The following is an 18,572-nucleotide window of genomic DNA, read 5'->3' as shown; positions in this document are numbered from 1 at the left end:
CGTTCGTGCACTTGTTTTGCATCATGCAAGACAGTCACGTACGCTCGAGCCCATGACGAACAGCACCTTCCCGCTCGGCGGCACCTTCGTGTCCGGACTCCGCGACCGTGACGAGCGCGCGTCCTTCACGGGCACCCGCTCCACCGAATCGGTGGGCACCTACACGGGCGCGCCGATCACCGGGCGCCTCGGGCGCTTCACCGACGTGCAGCGGTCGCGTCCCGGCACCTGGACCGCCTCCACCCGCACGGCCACCGGCTCGTTCCGCACGGCGACCGGCTCGTTCCGCACCGCCTGAGCCGCGCTGTCGCCCCGGTCGGCGGACACGGCTCCGGCCGCGCTCTGCGGCCCCGGCTGTGCGCCGGCCGGACGCGTCCGGGTGCGCGATGCCAGGATGGACCCATGAACGACCGCGCCGGCACCCCCGCGACCGCAGACGACCTCGTCGACATCGACGCGCTCGTCGCCGCCTACTACGACCGTGTGCCCGATGTCTCCGTCGCCGAGCAGCAGGTCGTGTTCGGCACCTCCGGCCACCGCGGCTCCTCGCTCGACTCCGCCTTCAACGACACCCACATCGCCGCGATCACGCAGGCGATCGTCGAGTACCGGCAGTCGCAGGGCACCGACGGCCCGCTGTTCATCGGGCGCGACACCCACGCCCTGTCCGGCCCGGCCGAGCGCACCGCGCTCGAGGTCCTGGCCGCCAACGGCGTGCACGTCCTGGCCGACAGCGACAACGGCTACGTGCCGACCCCCGCGCTCAGCCACGCGATCATCCGCTACAACCGCGCCGGCAACCCCGACACGGCGGACGGCATCGTCATCACGCCGAGCCACAACCCGCCCCGCGACGGCGGCTTCAAGTACAACCCGCCGCACGGCGGCCCCGCCGACAGCGACGCCACGAGCTGGATCGCCAACCGAGCGAACGCGATCATCGAGGGCGGCAACGCCGAGGTGCAGCGCACCGAGCACGCCACCCCTGACCGCTACGACTTCCTGCACACCTACGTCGCCGACCTCGAGAACATCATCGACATCGCCGCGATCAAGCGTGCCGGCGTGAAGATCGGCGCCGACCCACTCGGTGGAGCCTCGCTGCCGTACTGGAACCTCATCCGCGACCACTACGGCCTCGACCTGACCGTCGTGAACCCAGACGTCGACCCGACCTGGTCGTTCATGACGCTCGACTGGGACGGCAAGATCCGGATGGACCCGTCGAGCCCCTCGGCCATGGCCTCGGTCCTGGCGCACAAGGACGAGTTCGACGTCCTGACGGGCAACGACGCCGACTCCGACCGGCACGGCATCGTCACGCCCGACGGCGGCTTGATGAACCCGAACCACTACCTCGCCGTCGCGATCGAGTACCTCTACGCGCACCGTCCGGCCTGGCGCGACGACGCCGCCATCGGCAAGACCCTGGTGTCGTCGAGCATCATCGACCGCGTCGCAGAGTCGCTCGGGCGCCGTCTGTGGGAGGTCCCGGTCGGCTTCAAGTGGTTCGTGCCCGGCCTGATCGACGGCTCCGTGGCGTTCGGTGGCGAAGAGTCCGCTGGTGCGTCGTTCCTGCGCACCGACGGCACGGCGTGGACCACCGACAAGGACGGCATCATCCTGGCGCTCCTGGCGTCCGAGATCGTCGCCGTCACCGGCAAGACCCCCTCGCAGCTGTACGTCGAGCTGACCGAGCGCTTCGGTGACCCGGTCTACCAGCGCGTCGACGCCGCCGCCACGAAGGAGCAGAAGGCCCGCCTGTCGAAGCTCGACGGCGAGGCCATCACGGCGGAGACCCTGGCCGGCGACCCGATCACGGCCAAGCTGTCGAAGGCCCCCGGCAACGACGCTGCCGTCGGCGGCGTCAAGGTCGTGACGGACAAGGCGTGGTTCGCCGCACGGCCGTCCGGCACCGAGGACGTCTACAAGATCTACGCCGAGAGCTTCGTCGGGCAGGAGCACCTGGAGCAGGTGCAGCGCGAGGCCAAGGAGATCGTGGACGCCGCGCTCGGCGCCTAGTCGGTCACCCGCACGACCCGCACTGGCGGCGGCCGAGGATCAGTCCTCGGCCGCCGCCAGTGCCAGTTCGCAGAACATCGCGTCCGCCCACGAGAACCACGAGCGCGAGAACCGCGTCGGGTCCTCGACGTCGAACGACTCGTGCATGTCGCCGGTGCCGCCGTCGGTCGCCACGAGCACGTCGAGCAGTTCCCGGCGACGCGCCGGCGACCCGGACACGAGCCCCTCGACCGCCAGGGCGATCGGCCACACCCGCTGCGGCACCGTGTGCGGGCTGCCGACCCCGGCCGCCGCGGTGCCGCTGAACCAGTACGGGTTCGCCGGCGACAGCACGAAGTCGCGCGTCGCCGCCCACACCGAGTCGTCGAGCACCGACGGCGCCGACAACGGCAGGGACAGCAGCGACGGGGTGTTCGCGTCGTCCATGCGCAGCACGCCGCCCAGCCCGTCGACCTCGTAGGCGTAGACGTCCTCGCCCGCCGGCCCGGGCACGACGCCGTGCTGCCGGACGCCGTCCAGGATGCTCGCGCGCAGCACGTCGGCGTCGTCCGCCAGGCCGGTGTCGGACCAGACGTCACGCGCGATCGCGGCGACGGCGAGCAGCGCCTCGGCGGCGAACAGGTTCGCGGGCACGTTGTAGCCGTACGTGCAGGCGTCGTCCGACGGGCGGAACCCGCACCACGTCATGCCCGTCACCCCGACCGGGGTCCCGCGGCCGTCGCGCGCGAGGGTCTCGGTCGGGATGGCCCCGTCGCGCACGAACCGGTAGGCCGAGGTGTCGTGGTCCTGTTCGGCCCGCCACTGCGCCACGATCGTGCGGAACACCCGGTGGGCCCGCTCGTCGAGCACCGCGGTCGACCCGGTCGCCCGCCACAGCGCGTGCGCGAAGGTCACCGGGTAGGCCAGGCTGTCGACCTCGTACTTCTGCTCCCACACCAGCGGGTCGGCGTTCAGGTCGTCGGGGTCGTAGTGCGCGCCGTTCGGCTCGCGGTTGAACGAGTTCGCGTACGGGTCGTGCTCGATCAGCCGGAACTGCCGCCGCACGACCGCCCAGAGCAGGTCCGCGAGCGCCGGGTCGTCCGCCACGAACCGCAGGTACGGCGTCATCTGCGTCGTCGAGTCCCGGAGCCACATCGCCGGGATGTCCCCCGTGATCACGAAGGCGCCGTCCTCGTCGAGCGAGATCGTGTCCCGCAGCGTGCGGACGAGCGCGCGTTCCACCCGGTCGCCGACCTCGGTGCCGACCGCGGCCCGGACCCGGTCGGCGGCCGCCACCAGCGTCGGGGTGATCTCCTCGAGCTGCGTCTGCGTCACGACACCCATCGCACTGACTCCTGTCCGTCGGTGACGCGGACGGTCCGCGTCGACCCGGGTGGATCGAGCACGTCGTCCGTCCAGCAGTCGAGTTCGAGCGGCCGTGCACCGAGCCGGAGACCAGCGTCCCACGTGCCGAGCGCATCGAGTCCGAGCGCGTACGCGGTGTCGACGGTCCCACCGGCGGGCACGTCGACCGTCACCAGGGCGAGCAGTCGTCGTCGTCGCGGACGGACACCGGGTTCACGCCGCCGCCCCCACAGGGGCACCGCGACCCGACGGTGCGCGTCCGACGTGTTGCGCACCGTCACCGGGACGGTCACCGTCCCCCCGGCCAGGAGGCGCACAGCAGTCACCGCATCGCTCCCCTCCGCCAGACGGACGTCCACCCCGCCACCCGGCCCGGGTGCACCGGTCACGGTCGAGCGGCTGGTCACGTCGACGTAGCCGCGTGCCGTCTCGAGGCGCTCGTCGTGCGCCACGGGCAGGACGCCGTCGGCGCCGGGCCACGTCGCGGGGAGTCGCCCCTCGGCCGGGGCGCCGAACAACACGTCCGCGACGGCTCGACCGCCGGAGGGCCCCGGGAACGGCACGACCAGCACACTGTCGGCCAGGGCGAGCACCTCGGTCAGGACACGTGGTCGACCGTCGACGACGACCGCGACGACCGGCAGACCGCCCTCGCGGGCGGCGCGGAGCACGTCGAGCTGGGCCTCGGGCACGGCGATCGAGGCCAGGTCGACCCCCTCACCGTTCGTGGTGTCCGGTGCCGGACCACTGACGGCGCCGTTGTCCTCGAAGCCGTCGTCGTACGCGCGACGACTCGAGCCGCCGAGCACCACCACCGCGACGTCGGCGCCGAGGAGCGCCGTGCGGACCGCGAGGAGCCCGTCGGGGCCCGGCAGGGGCTGTCGGAGCCCGCTGCCCCGGGCGGTGCGGATCCGGGCGGGGCCGAGCCGGGCCTCCAGGGCGGAGCGGACGGTGGACGCACCGGGGTCGTCGGGCGGCCTCGGGGGTGAGTAGTCGCCGAGCAGGGCGTCGACGTCGTCGGCGTTCGGGCCGACCACGGCGACGACGGCGTCGGGTGCGATCGCGGGCAGCGCTCCGCCCAGGGCGACCACGGCGCGGTGAGCGGCGCGCTCAGCGAGCGCGATGGTCGCGCCTTCCGGTGGCTCGGCGCGCGTCGGTGCTGGTGCTGGTGCTGGTGTCGTTGGTGGTGCTGGTGTCGGCGTCGCGAGCAGGCCGACGCGGCGCTTCAGGGCGAGCACGCGCTCCACCGCCTGGTCGAGGTCGTCGGTGCTGATCAGGCCCCGGTCCAGTGCCTCGTCGAGGTGCGTGTAGGCCGCGTCCCACAGGCTCAGGTCGACCCCGGCACGGAGCGCGAGCGCAGCCGCCGAGGCCGGATCGGGGGTGACGTCGCGCAGCCGGTCGATGGCGGTGCCGTCGGCCATCACGAGCCCGTCCCAGCCCCAGGTGTCGCGGATCGTGGTGGTGAGCAGGTCGCGGTTGCCGCAGCACGGCACCCCGTCGACGTCGTTGTACGCCGCCATGAACCCGGCGACGTGTTCGCGTGCCGCGGCGAGCGCCGGCGGCAGGTGCACCTCGGCGAGCTCGCGGCGGCCGATCGGGGCACCGGAGCCGTTCCGCCCGCCGATGCCGGCGCCCTGCCCGGCCAGGTGCTTCGCGACGACCGCGACGTGCCGGTCGTCGATCGGGCCCGGGCCACCGCCCTGCATACCCCGGACGGTGGCGGCGACCATGATCGCGGCGAGCGCGGCGTCCTCGGACCAGCACTCCTCGCTCCGGCCCCACCGGGGATCGCGCAGGACGTCGAGCCCGGAGACGAGGGCGACGTGGGTACCGCGGGCGCGGACCTCGGCGGCGACCGCGGCCGCGAGGTCCTCGACGAGCTCCTCGTCCATCGCGGCGCCGAGGGCGAGGTTCACCGGCACCGTCGTGCCGCCGAGGGCCTGCAGCCCGTGCGGGACCTCCTCGACGAAGAGCGTGGGGACGCCGCCGTCACTGTGCGCGACGACGTGGTCCTGCACGGCGGCGTAGGCCTCGGCGGAGCGTTCGGGTGGGATGCCGTTGCCCCAGTGCACGCCGGACCAGGGGTCGGCGCGGAGCACACCGTAGACCGCGCCGATCCCGCCCCACCGGTCGACCTCGGCGCGCAGGACGTCGGTGACCCGCGGGCGGCCGTCGACCCAGCGGACGGCCTCCCAGCCCTTCAGGCGCTGGTTGAGCTGGCCGATGCGGGCACAGACGTCGAGGCTGGTCGCGGTCCGGTGCCCGGTCATCCCTTGATCGCTCCGGAGACCAGGGCGCGCTGCATCTGGCGCTGCAGGATCGAGTACACGAGGTACACCGGCAGCAGCGTGAACAGCGTGCCGGCCATGAGCATCCCGTAGTCGGTGCCGGCGTCGACCTTCAGCGTCGGGAGCGCCACCTGGATCGTCCGCTGCGCGGTGTCCGGCCCGATGAGCACCAGGGCGTACAGGTACTCGTTCCAGAACGACAGGAAGTTCAGCAGCAGCACCGTGGCGATGCCCGGGATGCAGATCGGCAGGTACACCTGGCGCATCACCTGCCACGCCGAGGCGCCGTCCATCGACGCGGCCTCCTCCAGCTCGCGCGGGATCGTCCGCATGAACTGCGTCAGGATCACGACGGCCAGGGGCATCGCGGTCGCCGGCAGCAGGAGCACGAGGAACGTCCGGGTGTGGAACAGCCCCATCCCGGCGGCGAGCAGGAACGTCGGGAACAGCGCCGCGAACGACGGGATGAGGAACCCGAGCGAGAACAGTCCCTCGACGATGCGTCCGGCGCGGCCGGTCGCCCGGGCGAGGGCGAACGACGCCGGCAGCGCGAGGACGAGGGTCAGCACCAGGGCCGCCACCGTCGTGATCGCCGAGTTCGCGATGGCCGTTCCGAGCGAGGCCTGGCGGATCGCCTCGGTGAAGTTCGACAGGTCCCACGACGCGGGCAGCGCCAACGGGGACTCGAAGATGCCGTCGTTGTCCTTGAACGACGACACCACGAAGTAGTAGAAGGGCAGGATCAGCAGGGCGGCGTAGATCCACGCCACGGTGCCGCTCGTGATGGAGCCGATCCGGTCACGCAGCCGGATGCCGGCGGTGGGTTTCGCCATGGTGGTCTCCCGGGGTCTGTCGGTCAGGGGCGGTCGGTCAGTGGGTCTTGCGCAGGACCCGACGGATGACGAACATCCCGGCGAGTCCGAGCACGAACAGGACGACGCCGACGGCCTGGCTGTAGCCGAGGTCGGTGTCGACGAACGCCTTCTGGTACACGAGGTACGACAGCGTCGTGGTCGCGGTGCCCGGGCCGCCCTGGGTCAGCAGGAGCACGTTCTGCGCCGAGCTGAAGAGCATCGACAGGAACTGCAGCATCGCCACCACCCCGATGAAGTCGCGGGCGATCGGCCAGTACACACCCCACGCCAGCCGCCACGATCCGGCGCCGTCCATGCGCGCAGCCTGCACGACCTCGGTGTCGACGCCGTCGAGCCGGCTCGCGATGAGCACCGCCGAGTACCCGATGCCGGCCCACAGGTCGACGACGATGAGCGCGCCGAGGGCGGTCGCGGGGTCGGCCAGCCAGGCCTTGCCGCCGAGGCCGAGCGTCGCGAGCACCCCGTTGACCAGGCCGTCGGGGTTGAGCATCGCGTAGAACATCATCGCCGTGGCCGGTGCCGAGATGAGCGCCGGGATGAAGAGCAGGTAGCGGAGCACCTTGTGCCCGCGCGGCTTCTGCACGACGTGGAAGGCGAGCAAGAACGCCAGCACGATCATGATCGGCAGCCCCACCACGATCTGCACCGTGCTGTTCCGGACCGCGGCCCAGAACGTCTCGTCGGAGAACAGCACCCGGAAGTTGTCGAGCCCCGCGAACGTCGGCGAGACGAGCATGCCGGGCCAACTCAGGAAGGCGATCACGATCATCGCGACGACCGGCCCGATCATGAACAGGCCGTACCAGACCAGCGCCGGGATCGCGAAGGTCGGGAAGCTGCCGCGGGTGCTGCCGACGGCGCGGGATCCGCGGCGGGCGGGCCCGGGCGGGGTCGACGCCGACCGGACGGGTGGTTCCTCGACGAGCACTGCCATGGGGAGCTCCTTCTCGCAGGGTCGGGTGGGTCAGGCGGCCGTGTAGGCGCGCTCGAAGAGGTCGATGATGCGGTCGGCCGAGGTGCCCGAGCCGTACGCCAGGCTGGTCGCGCGGATCATCGGCTCGTACGCCGAGTCGGGCACGAGCAGGTCGGGCAGCATCACCGGGGTGACCTGGTCGTCGGTGAGCTTCGACGCCTGGGCGACGAGCGGGAAGTCGCGGCTGACCGTGTCGGTGATCCGGCTCATGTCGCGGCCGGAGTCGAGGACGAACTCGGTCGTCACCGCCGACGAGTACAGGTACTGCACGAACGGCTTGATGAGGTCGAGCTTCGCCCGGCCGTTCTCGCTGATCCAGATGCCGTGCCCGTTGTAGCTCTTGATGACGCTCGGGTGCGCGATGGCCGCGTGCTGCGAGGGGACCGGCCAGCCGCCCACGGTGACCTCCTTCGCGCGTTCCTTCGACACCAGCGCCAGGGCGGAGGACATCGCGGGGACGATCGCGGCCTTGCGCGTGGTGAACTGCGTCAGTTCGGAGTCCGAGGTGAAGCCCTGCACCGAGTCCACGAAGACCCCGGCGTCGCGGAGCTCGACGAAGTGCTCGACGCCGCGGACCGCACCGGCGCTCTCCGAGATCCTGCCCGTGGAGAAGACCTCCGCCGCTTCGTCCTGGGACACGAACCCCTGGATCACCTGCATGAGGAGCTTCTGCCCGCTCCAGTCCGACCCGCCGACGGTGACCGGCCCGATGCCGGCGGAGCGCAGGCGGTCGGCGGCGGCGATGAGCGCGTCGGAGGTCGTCGGGATCTCGCTGACTCCGGCCTGTTCGAGCAGCGCCGTGTTGAACGACACCGGCCAGTTCGTCCGGGTGAACGGGAACGCCCGGAGCCGGCCCTGGTCGTCGGTCCACTCCTCGAGCGCCTCGGGGATGATCTTGTCGCGCAGGTCCCACTCGTCGAGGTACCGGGAGACGTCGATCGTGGCGTCCTCACCCGTCCAGGACAACGTCCGCCCGACCATGTTCACGATCGCGACGTCGGCTTCCTTGCCGGCGAGGGAACTCGTCTCGAAGACGATCGGCAGGTCGGACCCGTTCGACAGCAGGGCGACCTTGCGGTCCGTGCGGCGGCGGTAGGCGGCGACGACGTCCGTGAACGTCTGCGCACCCGCGACCGCGCCGCTGAGTTGCGTGTGCACACTCAGCGTGCCGGGGCCGCTCGAGGCCGGGGTGAGGGCGCTGCACCCGGCCAGGATCGGCGCGAGGATGCCGGCGCCGAGCCCGGCCCCGATGAGGGTGCGCCTACTGATGCCGTCCGTCACGGTGCCTCCCTGGCAGTGGATGGTGGAGCGATCGCGATGCATTTGGTACAGCGGTGTACTTCAGGTGACGAGCAACGTATACCGCTTTACACGGCGTGGTCAAGCCTCTACGCTCGACGGCATGAGCGACACCACCGCCGGAGCCGTCGACCGACGCCGCGTGACCATCGCGCAGGTCGCCAAGCGCGCCGGCGTCTCGACCTCGGCGGTCTCGCACGTGTTCAACGGGCGGCCGAACGTGTCCGCCGCCACCGCGGCCCGCATCCGCAAGGCCGCCGACGACCTGAACTGGCGACCGAACCTGGCGAGCCGCAAGCTCTCCGGCAACGCGGGTCACAGTCTGGGACTGGTCCTCGCCCGCTCACGCGACACCTTCCAGCGCGACCCGTTCACGATGCGGCTGATCGCCGGCCTGACCGAACCCCTCGCCGCCATCGGCTGGTCGCTGTCCGTCACCCTCGTGCAGGCCGACGACGAAGCCGCCGTCTACCGGCAGTGGTGGACCGAGCAGCGGGTCGACGGCTTCCTGCTCGTCGACGTCCGCACCGACGACCCCCGCATCCCGATGCTGCAGCACCTGGCGGCCCCGGCCGTCATGCTCGGCGCACCGATCGCCGGCAGCACCGTCCCGGCGGTCACCGTGGGCGACGCCGACGCGACCGAGTCCCTGCTCGACCACCTCGGTTCGCTCGGGCACCGCCGGATCGCCCGCGTCGGGGACGGCCCGGCACTCGCGCACACCGGCGCCCGCGACGCCCGCTTCACCGCAGCAGCCGCGCGCCGGGGCGTGGACGCGCTCGTGCTCGGATGGCGAGCCGATGCCGAGGACCCGGTGGCCGACCTGCTCGCCCGACTGGACCGCGCCACCGCGATCGTCCTGGACGGCGAGGCGATCGCGGCCGAGGTGATCGCGCACGCCCCTGAACTCGGCGTCCGCGTGCCCGAGGACCTGTCCGTCGTCGCGTGGGAGGACTCGTGGGTCTCGTCGATCGTGCGTCCGTCGCTGACCGCCCTGGACGCCCCCGTCGAGGAGTCCGCCCGCACCGCCGTCGCCCTGGTCGAACGACTCGTCCGCGGCGACGAGGTCACCGATGCCGAGGTCGGCGGGCGCGCCCTGCACGTCCGCGGCTCGACCGGCCCCGCCCCAGCCGCCGCCACCGTTCCCTGATCGAAGGAGACCGATGACCACCGCCACGCGCTTCGGCGTGAACTACGTGCCCTCGACCGACTGGATGTTCCAGTGGCAGTCGGTGGAGGAATCAGCGATCCGCCGCGACCTCGAGGCGATCGCCGCCCTCGGCCTCGACCACGTCCGGCTGTTCCCGCTGTGGCCGACCCTGCAGCCGAACCGCACGCTCATCCGCCGACGGGCCCTCGACGACGTGGCCCTGGTGGTCGACATCGCCGCCGAGTTCGGACTGGACGCCAGTGTCGACGTCGTCCAGGGGCACATGTCCGGCTTCGACTTCGTCCCCGCGTGGCTCGTGAACTGGCACGACGGCAACATGTTCACCGACCAGCCGGCGATCGACGCGCAGGCCGCCCTCGTGGCCGCCGTGTACGACGCGGTGCGCGACCGCCCGAACTTCACCGGGCTGACCCTGGGCAACGAGCTCAACCAGTTCCAGCCCCCGAACCCCGCCGCGATGCCCGCCGACACCGCGCAGGTGACGCACTGGCTCGAGTCCCTGCTCGGCGCACCCCGCGACAAGGACCCGCGGCACGTCGTCACGCACTCCGAGAACGACCACCTCTGGTACCGCGACGGCCACCCGTTCGTGCCGGCGCACGCCAGCCGGCTCGGAGACGTCACGACCGTGCACTCCTGGATCTTCAACGGGGTGGCCGGTCGGTACGGCGCACTCTCCGACGAGTCCGTCCGGCACGCCGAGTGGATGATCGAGCTCGCCCGCGCCTTCGCCACCGACCTCGAGCGACCCGTCTGGCTGCAGGAGGTCGGGGCGCCCGACCGGCACCTCGCCGAGTCCGAGATGCCCGAGTTCCTCGAGCGCACGGTCGCCGCGGCCCTCACGACCGAACGCCTGCACGCGGTCACGTGGTGGTGCTCCCACGACGTCTCCCGCGACCTGGGCGACTTCAAGGACCTGGAGTACTCGCTCGGTCTGCTCGACGTCGACAACCGCGTGAAGCCGCTCGGCCGGCGCTACGCCGAGGTCGTCGCCGACGCACGACGCTCCGCCCCGCTCCCGACCCCGCGCACGAGTGCCGTCGTGGTCGACGTCGACGAGGCCGACCTGCCGATCCGTCGGGCGGACCTGGCACCGGGCGGCGCCGTCTTCGAGCGCTGGCACCGCCTGCGCGCCGCCGGCGAGGCAGTGGCCGTCGTGACGAGCCGGACCGCAGCCGAGCCCGCGGCGCTGGCGGCACGCGGTGTGACCCGGGTCGTGGAGACCGCAGCGGTCTGACGGGGCCGAGCCGGGCCTCCCGGTCGTGTCCCCGGATCGTCACCGATCCCGCGATCCCGCGATCCGGGCGTACCGTGACTGCCGATCCACACAGGAAGCCGCTCCTGAGCAACCGAGCACTTGCGGCAGATGTAACTTTGCAGGCAGCGCAAAAATCGTTTCGCCAGCGCATCGGTACCGGGAGACCCTGCTCATGACCCAGACGGCGACCGCACCCGCGGCCCCCTCCACGGCGTCCAACGTCGTGATGAACCACCGACAGATCCTGTTGGTGATCTACGGCCTGATGGCCGGGATGTTCCTCGGAGCCCTCGACCAGACGATCGTCGGCACCGCGATCCGCACCATCGGTGACGACCTGCACGGCCTCGACCAGCAGGCCTGGGTCACCACCGGGTACCTGATCGCCTCGACCGTGACGACGCCGATCTACGGCAAGCTCTCCGACATCTTCGGTCGGCGGCCGCTGTTCATCACCGCGATCGGCATCTTCATCGTCGGGTCGTTCCTCGCGTCGTTCTCGACCTCGATGCTCATGCTCGCCGGGTTCCGTGCGCTGCAGGGCCTCGGTGCCGGTGGCCTGATGTCCCTGCCGCTGGCGATCATGGGCGACATGCTCGCCCCCCGCGAGCGGGCGAAGTACCAGGGCTACTTCCTGGCGGTCTTCGGCATCTCGTCCGTGATCGGTCCGCTCGTCGGTGGCGTCTTCGCCGGCGCGAGCGAGCTGCTGTTCATCTCCGGTTGGCGCTGGGTGTTCCTGATCAACGTGCCGATCGGCGTCATCGCGCTGTTCATGGTGCTGACGTTCCTGCACCTGCCGAAGTTCGGCGACCGCGGCAAGCCCCGCATCGACTGGTGGGGCGCGACGCTCGTCATCGTCACCCTCGTGCCGTTACTGCTGATCGCCGAACAGGGCCGCGAGTGGGGCTGGAGCTCCCCCGGCGCCTTCGCCTGCTACGGCATCGGTGCAGCCGGCCTGATCGCGTTCATCATCGTCGAACGGGCGATGGGCAGCGACGCGATCCTGCCGATGAAGCTGTTCGGCTCGCGGGTGTTCTCGATGTCCGCGATCCTGTCCGTGCTCGTCGGCTTCGGCATGTTCGGCGCGATGCTGACCATCCCGCTGTACCTGCAGATCGTGAAGGGCGTCACCCCGACCGAGTCCGGGTTCGCGATGCTCCCGATGGTGCTCGGTCTGATGATCTCGTCGATCGCCTCGGGCCAGATCATCTCGCGGACCGGCAACTACCAGGTCTTCCCGATCACGGGCACGGCGTTCACGGCCATCGGCTTCACGGTCCTGACGTTCCTGACCGCCGACCGCCCCCTCTGGTTCCTGATGCTCGGCATGTTCGGCATCGGCCTCGGGCTCGGGCAGCTCATGCAGACGCTGACCCTCGCGGCGCAGAACTCGGTGTCCCCGCGTGACATCGGCGTCGCCACCAGCGCCGCGACGTTCTTCCGGCAGATCGGCGGCACCATGGGCACCGCCGTGCTGCTGTCCGTCCTGTTCACCCTGATGCCGACGAACATCACCGCGGCGATGCAGAACGAGACCGACCTGAAGAGCGCCCTCAACGCCGCGCTCACCCCCTCGGTCGCGAACGCGTCCGAGAACAAGGGCGTGATGGACCAGATCTGGACGAAGATCGTCGATCCCGTGCAGAAGAACGTGCAGGACGGCCTGAACGACGGCGCCGTGCAGGCGAAGGAAGCCGCCGACGCCGCCGTCACGAAGCAGGTCACGGCCGCCGTGCAGCAGCAGGTCGCGGCCGGCAAGCTCCCCGCCGCCGCAGCCGACACCGTCATCGCCCAGCAGGTCGACGACGCCAAGCCGGCCGCCGAGCAGCAGGCCCTCGAGACGGCTGCGGCCAAGGCGAACGCGACCGTCGTCGACGGCACGCTGCAGGTCGACTACTCGGACAAGGCACAGCGCGAGAACGTCGTCGACGAGGTCGCCCCGACGCTCATCAAGCAGCTGAAGAGCGGCGATTCGAGTGCGAGCTCGTCCGGTTCCGCGGCGACGAGCGACACCTCGTTCCTGAACGGGGCGGACAAGCGACTCACCCGTCCGTTCCTGGTCGGCTTCAGCGACTCGGCCGTCCGCGTGTACTACGTCGGCCTCGCGGTGATCCTGCTCGCGTTCGTGCTGACCTGGTTCTTCCGGGTGCCGCCGCTGCGCAAGACGTCCGCACTGCAGGAGCAGGCGGACGCCGCACGGACCGCTGACGCTGACGCTGCGGCAGCCGGTGCGGGTGCCGGTTCGGGTGCCGGCGACGGATCGGGTTCGGCGGCGATCGCGTCGTCGGACTCGGTGCCGACCTCGCCCGACGTGCCCGCCCGGCCCCGGTCAGCACGCGCTGCCGGATCGTCAGACGTGTCGGTGCTGCCCGACGACGTGCTGCCCGACGACGTGCTGTCGAACGACGTCGCCACGGATGACACCCGTGCTCCGCTGCCCGACGCCACGACGCACGGCGCCCACTCGGCGGCAGCGCCGGTCGACGAGCCCCCGACGACGACCGGTGCGATCCGGACCAGGGCCGCACACGCTGCCCCGGTGGTGGACGCCGGCGCCCCTGCGACCGGGGCCGACGCTGCGGAGGCGAGTCGGGCCTCCCGGCTGGACGACGCGGACGAGGCGCACCCGCACGGGCGGCACTCGGCCGAGTAGGCGCGGGCGCAGGAGCAGGCCTGCCCTGCCGACTCGGAACGACAAGGTCGACGTCGCACGACGTCAACCTCGTCGTCTCGGCGTGCGTGCAACTGTTGCGAGCGCGCAGTTGGGTCGTCCTCGATGTCGTACGACGTCGAGGATGTCGCACTGCGCGCCCTCGGTGCGTGTGCATGTTCCGACGATCCACGCGTCGATCACCTCGTGGAACGTCGCACGATGCACCCGCATCGTGTGCGTGTGCATGTTCCGACCGAACGCGCGTCGATCACCTCGTGGAACCTCGCACCGTGCACCCGCATGCACCCCCGCGCACGCACTCGCGCCGCCACCCACGCGCCACCGCCGCCGCCGCGCCCGTCAGCCCGCGGGCACCTCGTCCGCGCGACCATCCGGCCCCGCACCCGCCACCTCGAACGAGGCCGCCGGCAACCGCTTCCGCATGACCTCGACCGCGGCCGGGTTGTCGTCCACCAGTACGTACCGCCGACCGAGCGCCGAGGCCACCGCGCCGGTCGTCCCGCTGCCGGCGAAGAAGTCGAGCACCCAGTCGCCCTCGCGTGACGACGCCTGCACGATCCGCCGCAGCACGCCCTCGGGCTTCTGCGTCGGGTAGCCGGTCTTCTCCTTGCCGGTCGGCGACACGATCGTGTGCCACCAGACGTCGGTGGGGAGCTTGCCGCGCTCGCGCTTCTCCGGTGTGACGAGCCCCGGCGCCATGTACGGCTCGCGGTCGACCGCCGACGAGTCGAACCAGTACTGCGACGGGTCCTTCACGTAGACCAGGATCGTGTCGTGCTTGGTCGGCCACCGCGACTTGGACTTGGCGCCGTAGTCGTAGGCCCAGACGATCTCGTTGAGGAACGACTCGCGGCCGAACAGCGCGTCGAGCAGGACCTTGGCGTAGTGCGACTCGCGGTAGTCGAGGTGCAGGTACAGGGTGCCGTCGGTGGTGAGGAGTCGCCAGGCCTCGATCAGCCGGGGCTCGAGGAACGTCCAGTAGTCCTCGAACCGGTCGTCGAACCGCATCAGGTCACCGCGGACCCGCTCGTAGGTCCGTCCGTGGAACCCCATCACCGGCCCGTCGGCGCTCGGCACCGCAGACGAAGCATGCCGCCGCTGGTACCGCCCCGTGTTGAACGGCGGGTCGAGGTACACGAGGGTGAACGTGCCGTCGGCGAGCGCCGGGGTCACGTCGAGGGCGTCGCCGAGGACCACGCGGTCCGGGCCTCGGTCGTCTCCCGTGTGCACGGGACCATTGTGGCGCAGCCAGCGCAGCCAGCGCAGCCAGCGAAGCCAGCGGCGACTCGGCCTCGCGGCGTAGCCTCGGCGCATGGCAGCACCCGAGGTCCGCAACGACACCGACGAGCAGCAGTACTCCCTGGTCGAGGACGGCGAGGTCATCGGCCTCGCTGCGTACGAGATCGACGGCGACGAGATCCGCTTCGTGCACACCGAAGTCGATCCCGAGCACCGCGGTGGTGGGCACGCGTCGCTCCTCGTGCAGCACGCGCTCGACGACGTGCGCGCGAACTCGTCACGACGGGTCGTCGCGCAGTGCAGCTACGTGCACGCGTGGATCGAGCGGCACCCGGACTACCAGGAACTCACGACGCGCTGACGCGCACGGCGAGCGGCCGGCGACCGCCGTCCGGTCAGTACGACCGGTCGTGCGTCCCGACGCGCGCTTCGTGCCGACCGGCGCTCCGCACCGTCGGCACCTTGATGAGCACGCTGCCGCTGAGCAGGTCGTGGTCGTCGTCCGCCGGTGACGGTGCCTCCTTCGGGAGGCGCGACTGCCGTTCGTACTCGGCCCCCGTCTCGTGGCGGGTCGGCGCGAACACCTCGTCCAGCATCCCGCCTATGCCTCCGGATCCGCCGCTGCGCGTGGACTTGTTCGACAGGTCGATCCACCCCACGCGATCGGCGATCCACACCACGACGGCCACGGCGGCCACCGCCCCCAGGAAGATCAACCAGTTCACGCGAGCGACGCTACGTGGACGATCCGGCCACGACATCAGCCGCGCGGGGGATTCTCATGATCCGCACGTGTGGTTCATGGAGTCGGTCGTCACACTGGTCGAGCGGCGGCCGGAGCGTCCCCCCTCTGCTCCGGCCGCCCACCACGAGCCGCTCACGGCACCCGCTCGAGCCACTCCTTCGTCGCGAACTTCGTCCGCACCAGCTCCTGCGCCTTCTCGCGCTCGGCATCGGTCACCGCGCCGGGAGTCGCCCCGTACAGCTTCGTGAACGTGCCGATCAGCCGGTCGATGATCTCGGCGCGGGACAGCCCGGTCTGCGAGCGCAGTGGGTCCACGCGCTTCGCGGCCGACGTGGTCCCCTTGTCGCTCATCTTCTCGCGCCCGATCCGCAGGACCTGCACCATCTTCTCGCCGTCCATGTCGTAGCTCATGGTGGCGTGGTGGAGCAGGGATCCGGTGCCGAGGCGCTTCTGCGCAGCGCCGCCGATCTTGCCCTTGGCCGAGGTGATGTCGTTGAGCGGCTGGTAGTACGCGTCGATGCCGAGGGACTTCAGCGCCTCGATCACCCACTCGTCCAGGTAGGCGTAGGAGTCCGCGAACGTCATGCCCTGCACCAGGTCGGCAGGGACGTAGAGCGAGTAGGAGATGATCGCGCCGGCGTCCATGAACATCGCGCCGCCACCGGAGATCCGCCGCACCACCTGCACACCGAACTTCTCGGCACCGGCCGGGTCGACCTCGTTCTTCAGCGACTGGAACGACCCGATGACGACCGCGGGCTGGTCCCACTCCCAGATGCGCAGGGTCGGACCGCGACGTCCGGCGCCGACTTCTTCGGTCAGCACCTGGTCGAGTGCGAGGTGCTCGTTCGGGCTGATCGGGCCCTCGTGGATGATCTGCCAGTCGTAGTCCTGCCATGACGACGCTCGGGACAGCGCGCGGCGGACGGCGACCCCGACGGACTCGGGCGTGAAGCCGAGCAGCACGGCGTCGGCCGGGAGCGCTGCACGGACGGCCGCGGCGATGCCGGCCGCGTCGGTCGTCGCCGGCAGCCCGTTGACGGCCGTGTCGATGAGCGGCAGCGCGTCGTCGGGTTCGAGGAAGAAGTCGCCGGCGAGCCGGAACTCCTGGATGTCACCGTCGACCACGTCGAGGTCGACGACGACCAGTTTTCCGCCTGGGACCTTGTACTCACCGTGCACGCGTCGAGCCTACGCCCGCGCGGGCAGGTCCTTCTCGAGGTACTCGGACGCCTCGCGGACCGTCACCCGCTGGTCGTCGTCGTCGACGTACGTGTACTCGTACTCCTCGATCTCGCCCGTGGGGGCGTACCCCTGCCGTTGGTAGAGCCGCCGTGCGTCGGGGTTGTCGAGCGCGACTCCGATCCGCAGCACGCCCCGGTCGGCGGCCAGCGCCTCGGCCGCCGCGATGAGGCGGGTCCCGACGCCCTGACCTCTCCGGTCCGCGTCGACGCGGAGGTTCCGGAGCTCGGGCCGGGCATCAGCGGTCACCTCGCCCGAGCCGACCGGCACCCCGTCGATCCACGCGACCAGGACGGTCTGCTCGCCGCGCGTCTGGGCCGCGAACGCAGGGCGCACGTACTGCCTCCCCGCGGGCTCGCGCCGCTCGACTGTCTCGACCGATGCCAGGTCGAGGACCGCGACGGTCACCTCGTCCACGTCACTCCGGTCGTCATCCGCATCCGTGTGCCGGACGGGAGGCCCGTGGCGGGCCCGCCACGGCCTCCCGTCCGCACCGTCGCCCGCCCACACCGCGCCCCGTCAGTTCTCTCGTCGTCGCCTCAACGACGCGCCGTCACCCGGTCCAGCCATGCGACCAGGTCGGCCACGACCTCGTCGCGGTTCGTCTCGTTGTAGACCTCGTGCCGCGCGCCCTCGTAGACCTGCACCGTGACGTCGGACAGTCCTCCGCGCCGCCGGTAGGCCTGCGCCAGCCGCTCGACCGACCGCGGCCCACCGAGGGCGTCGTCGGACCCGACCTGCAGCAGCATGGGCAGGTCGTGCTGGATCCCCCGCCGCGGGACCCCGAGCAGCCGGAGTGTGTCGGGCAGGCCGAACAGGCCGATGACGTCGGCCTCGACGGCGAGCGGGTCGACGGACATCGCGTCGATGATCTTCCGGTCGCGGGTGAGCCACTCGAACTTGGTCGGACCGGAGCCCGCGTGCCGGGCGTTGAGGTCGCCGCTGTTCATCCAGCCGGGCAGCCGGTAGGCGGTGGCGGAGAGCACGACCCCGTCCCACGACTCCGACGAGCTGTTCACGATCCGCTGCGCCATGAGCGAGCCCCATGAGTGCCCGAGCAGCACCAGGGGCACGCCGGGGGTGTCCGCACGGGCGACCTCCCCCATCTGCTCGACTGCGGCGATCGCGGCGCGCAGTCCGCCGGGGCCGAGCCGACCGAGCTTGGCGTGGTCGCCGTCCCACTGGCCGAGGCCGGTGCGCCCGTGCCCGCGGTGGTCGTTCGCGTGCACGGTGTACCCGGCGCGGACGAGGTCCTGTGCCAACGGCTCGTACCGCAACCCGTGCTCGCCGACGCCGTGCGCGATCTGCACGATGCCCTTGGGGCGTGCGGCTCGCCAGGTCGAGTAGACGATCTCGACGCCGTGGGCGTCGGTGAACGAGGCGTCGCCTCGCGCTGCGGAGAAGATGGGCACGTGAGGATCCTCGCAGACGGGTACTCCCAC

16 protein-coding genes are annotated in these 18,572 nt (G+C 71.3%); 6 read left to right on the top strand and 10 right to left on the bottom strand.

Annotation, left to right across the window (positions count from 1 at the left end; genetic code table 11):
- Positions 1-52: 52 nt before the first annotated feature.
- The gene (locus tag DEJ14_RS03575) at positions 53-298 is read left to right on the top strand and encodes a hypothetical protein (protein WP_111085514.1); all 246 of its coding nucleotides are present in this window, start codon (positions 53-55) and stop codon (positions 296-298) included.
- Between the two features lie 104 nt (positions 299-402).
- Positions 403-2,022: a phosphoglucomutase (alpha-D-glucose-1,6-bisphosphate-dependent) gene (gene pgm / locus DEJ14_RS03570; protein WP_111085515.1), complete on the top strand. Its 1,620-nt coding sequence runs from the start codon at positions 403-405 to the stop codon at positions 2,020-2,022.
- A gap of 39 nt (positions 2,023-2,061) precedes the next feature.
- Here the strand turns inward: pgm and DEJ14_RS03565 are convergent, their stop codons facing one another.
- Genes DEJ14_RS03565 through DEJ14_RS03545 form a run of 5 tightly spaced genes read right to left on the bottom strand, consistent with a single transcriptional unit; the run spans position 2,062 to position 8,783 of the window.
- Complete coding sequence (locus DEJ14_RS03565; protein ID WP_284180243.1) at positions 2,062-3,336, bottom strand: glycoside hydrolase family 125 protein; 1,275 nt, start codon at positions 3,334-3,336, stop codon at positions 2,062-2,064.
- The gene (locus tag DEJ14_RS03560) at positions 3,333-5,636 is read right to left on the bottom strand and encodes a glycoside hydrolase family 3 protein (RefSeq protein WP_111085517.1); all 2,304 of its coding nucleotides are present in this window, start codon (positions 5,634-5,636) and stop codon (positions 3,333-3,335) included. Before DEJ14_RS03560 ends, DEJ14_RS03565 begins: the two co-directional genes overlap by 4 nt.
- Positions 5,633-6,487 (bottom strand): carbohydrate ABC transporter permease, encoded by an 855-nt coding sequence (locus tag DEJ14_RS03555; RefSeq protein WP_111085518.1) that lies wholly within the window; start codon positions 6,485-6,487, stop codon positions 5,633-5,635. Before DEJ14_RS03555 ends, DEJ14_RS03560 begins: the two co-directional genes overlap by 4 nt.
- A 37-nt stretch (positions 6,488-6,524) precedes the next feature.
- The gene (locus DEJ14_RS03550) at positions 6,525-7,463 is read right to left on the bottom strand and encodes a carbohydrate ABC transporter permease (protein WP_111085519.1); all 939 of its coding nucleotides are present in this window, start codon (positions 7,461-7,463) and stop codon (positions 6,525-6,527) included.
- Between the two features lie 30 nt (positions 7,464-7,493).
- The gene (locus tag DEJ14_RS03545) at positions 7,494-8,783 is read right to left on the bottom strand and encodes an ABC transporter substrate-binding protein (RefSeq protein ID WP_111085520.1); all 1,290 of its coding nucleotides are present in this window, start codon (positions 8,781-8,783) and stop codon (positions 7,494-7,496) included.
- A 121-nt stretch (positions 8,784-8,904) separates the two neighbouring features.
- Between DEJ14_RS03545 and DEJ14_RS03540 the strand changes: the two genes are divergently transcribed.
- The 3 genes from DEJ14_RS03540 (at position 8,905) to DEJ14_RS03530 (ending at position 13,883) form a co-directional block, all read left to right on the top strand.
- A complete protein-coding gene (locus DEJ14_RS03540; RefSeq protein WP_111085521.1) occupies positions 8,905-9,951 on the top strand; it encodes a LacI family DNA-binding transcriptional regulator in 1,047 nt (348 codons plus the stop codon).
- A 13-nt stretch (positions 9,952-9,964) separates the two neighbouring features.
- Positions 9,965-11,209: a glycoside hydrolase 5 family protein gene (locus DEJ14_RS03535; protein ID WP_111085522.1), complete on the top strand. Its 1,245-nt coding sequence runs from the start codon at positions 9,965-9,967 to the stop codon at positions 11,207-11,209.
- A 193-nt stretch (positions 11,210-11,402) separates the two neighbouring features.
- Positions 11,403-13,883 carry an MDR family MFS transporter gene (locus tag DEJ14_RS03530; RefSeq protein WP_111085523.1) on the top strand — a complete coding sequence of 827 codons (2,481 nt, stop codon included), beginning with the start codon at positions 11,403-11,405 and terminating at the stop codon, positions 13,881-13,883.
- A gap of 360 nt (positions 13,884-14,243) precedes the next feature.
- Here the strand turns inward: DEJ14_RS03530 and DEJ14_RS03525 are convergent, their stop codons facing one another.
- Positions 14,244-15,134, bottom strand: coding sequence for a site-specific DNA-methyltransferase (locus DEJ14_RS03525; RefSeq protein ID WP_181437548.1), 891 nt, complete (start codon positions 15,132-15,134; stop codon positions 14,244-14,246).
- 82 nt (positions 15,135-15,216) lie between these two features.
- Here DEJ14_RS03525 and DEJ14_RS03520 point away from each other — a divergent pair, with 82 nt between their 5' ends.
- Positions 15,217-15,504: a GNAT family N-acetyltransferase gene (locus DEJ14_RS03520; RefSeq protein WP_111085524.1), complete on the top strand. Its 288-nt coding sequence runs from the start codon at positions 15,217-15,219 to the stop codon at positions 15,502-15,504.
- A gap of 34 nt (positions 15,505-15,538) precedes the next feature.
- On the opposite strand, the gene DEJ14_RS03515 is transcribed toward DEJ14_RS03520, so the two are convergent.
- From DEJ14_RS03515 to DEJ14_RS03500, 4 genes are all read right to left on the bottom strand, one after another.
- Entirely contained in the window at positions 15,539-15,868 is a 330-nt protein-coding gene (locus DEJ14_RS03515; protein WP_111085525.1) for a hypothetical protein, read from the bottom strand.
- A 152-nt stretch (positions 15,869-16,020) separates the two neighbouring features.
- Positions 16,021-17,070 (bottom strand): lipoate-protein ligase LplAB, encoded by a 1,050-nt coding sequence (gene lplAB, locus DEJ14_RS03510; protein ID WP_111085526.1) that lies wholly within the window; start codon positions 17,068-17,070, stop codon positions 16,021-16,023.
- A gap of 9 nt (positions 17,071-17,079) precedes the next feature.
- Positions 17,080-17,547: a GNAT family N-acetyltransferase gene (locus DEJ14_RS03505; protein ID WP_111085527.1), complete on the bottom strand. Its 468-nt coding sequence runs from the start codon at positions 17,545-17,547 to the stop codon at positions 17,080-17,082.
- A 122-nt stretch (positions 17,548-17,669) separates the two neighbouring features.
- Positions 17,670-18,542, bottom strand: coding sequence for an alpha/beta hydrolase (locus DEJ14_RS03500; RefSeq protein ID WP_111085528.1), 873 nt, complete (start codon positions 18,540-18,542; stop codon positions 17,670-17,672).
- Between the last annotated feature and the right edge of the window lie 30 nt (positions 18,543-18,572).

Origin of the sequence: Curtobacterium sp. MCJR17_020, assembly GCF_003234365.2 — a bacterium.
GTDB lineage: Bacteria > Actinomycetota > Actinomycetes > Actinomycetales > Microbacteriaceae > Curtobacterium.
This window is presented reverse-complemented; position numbering and strand designations above follow the sequence as displayed.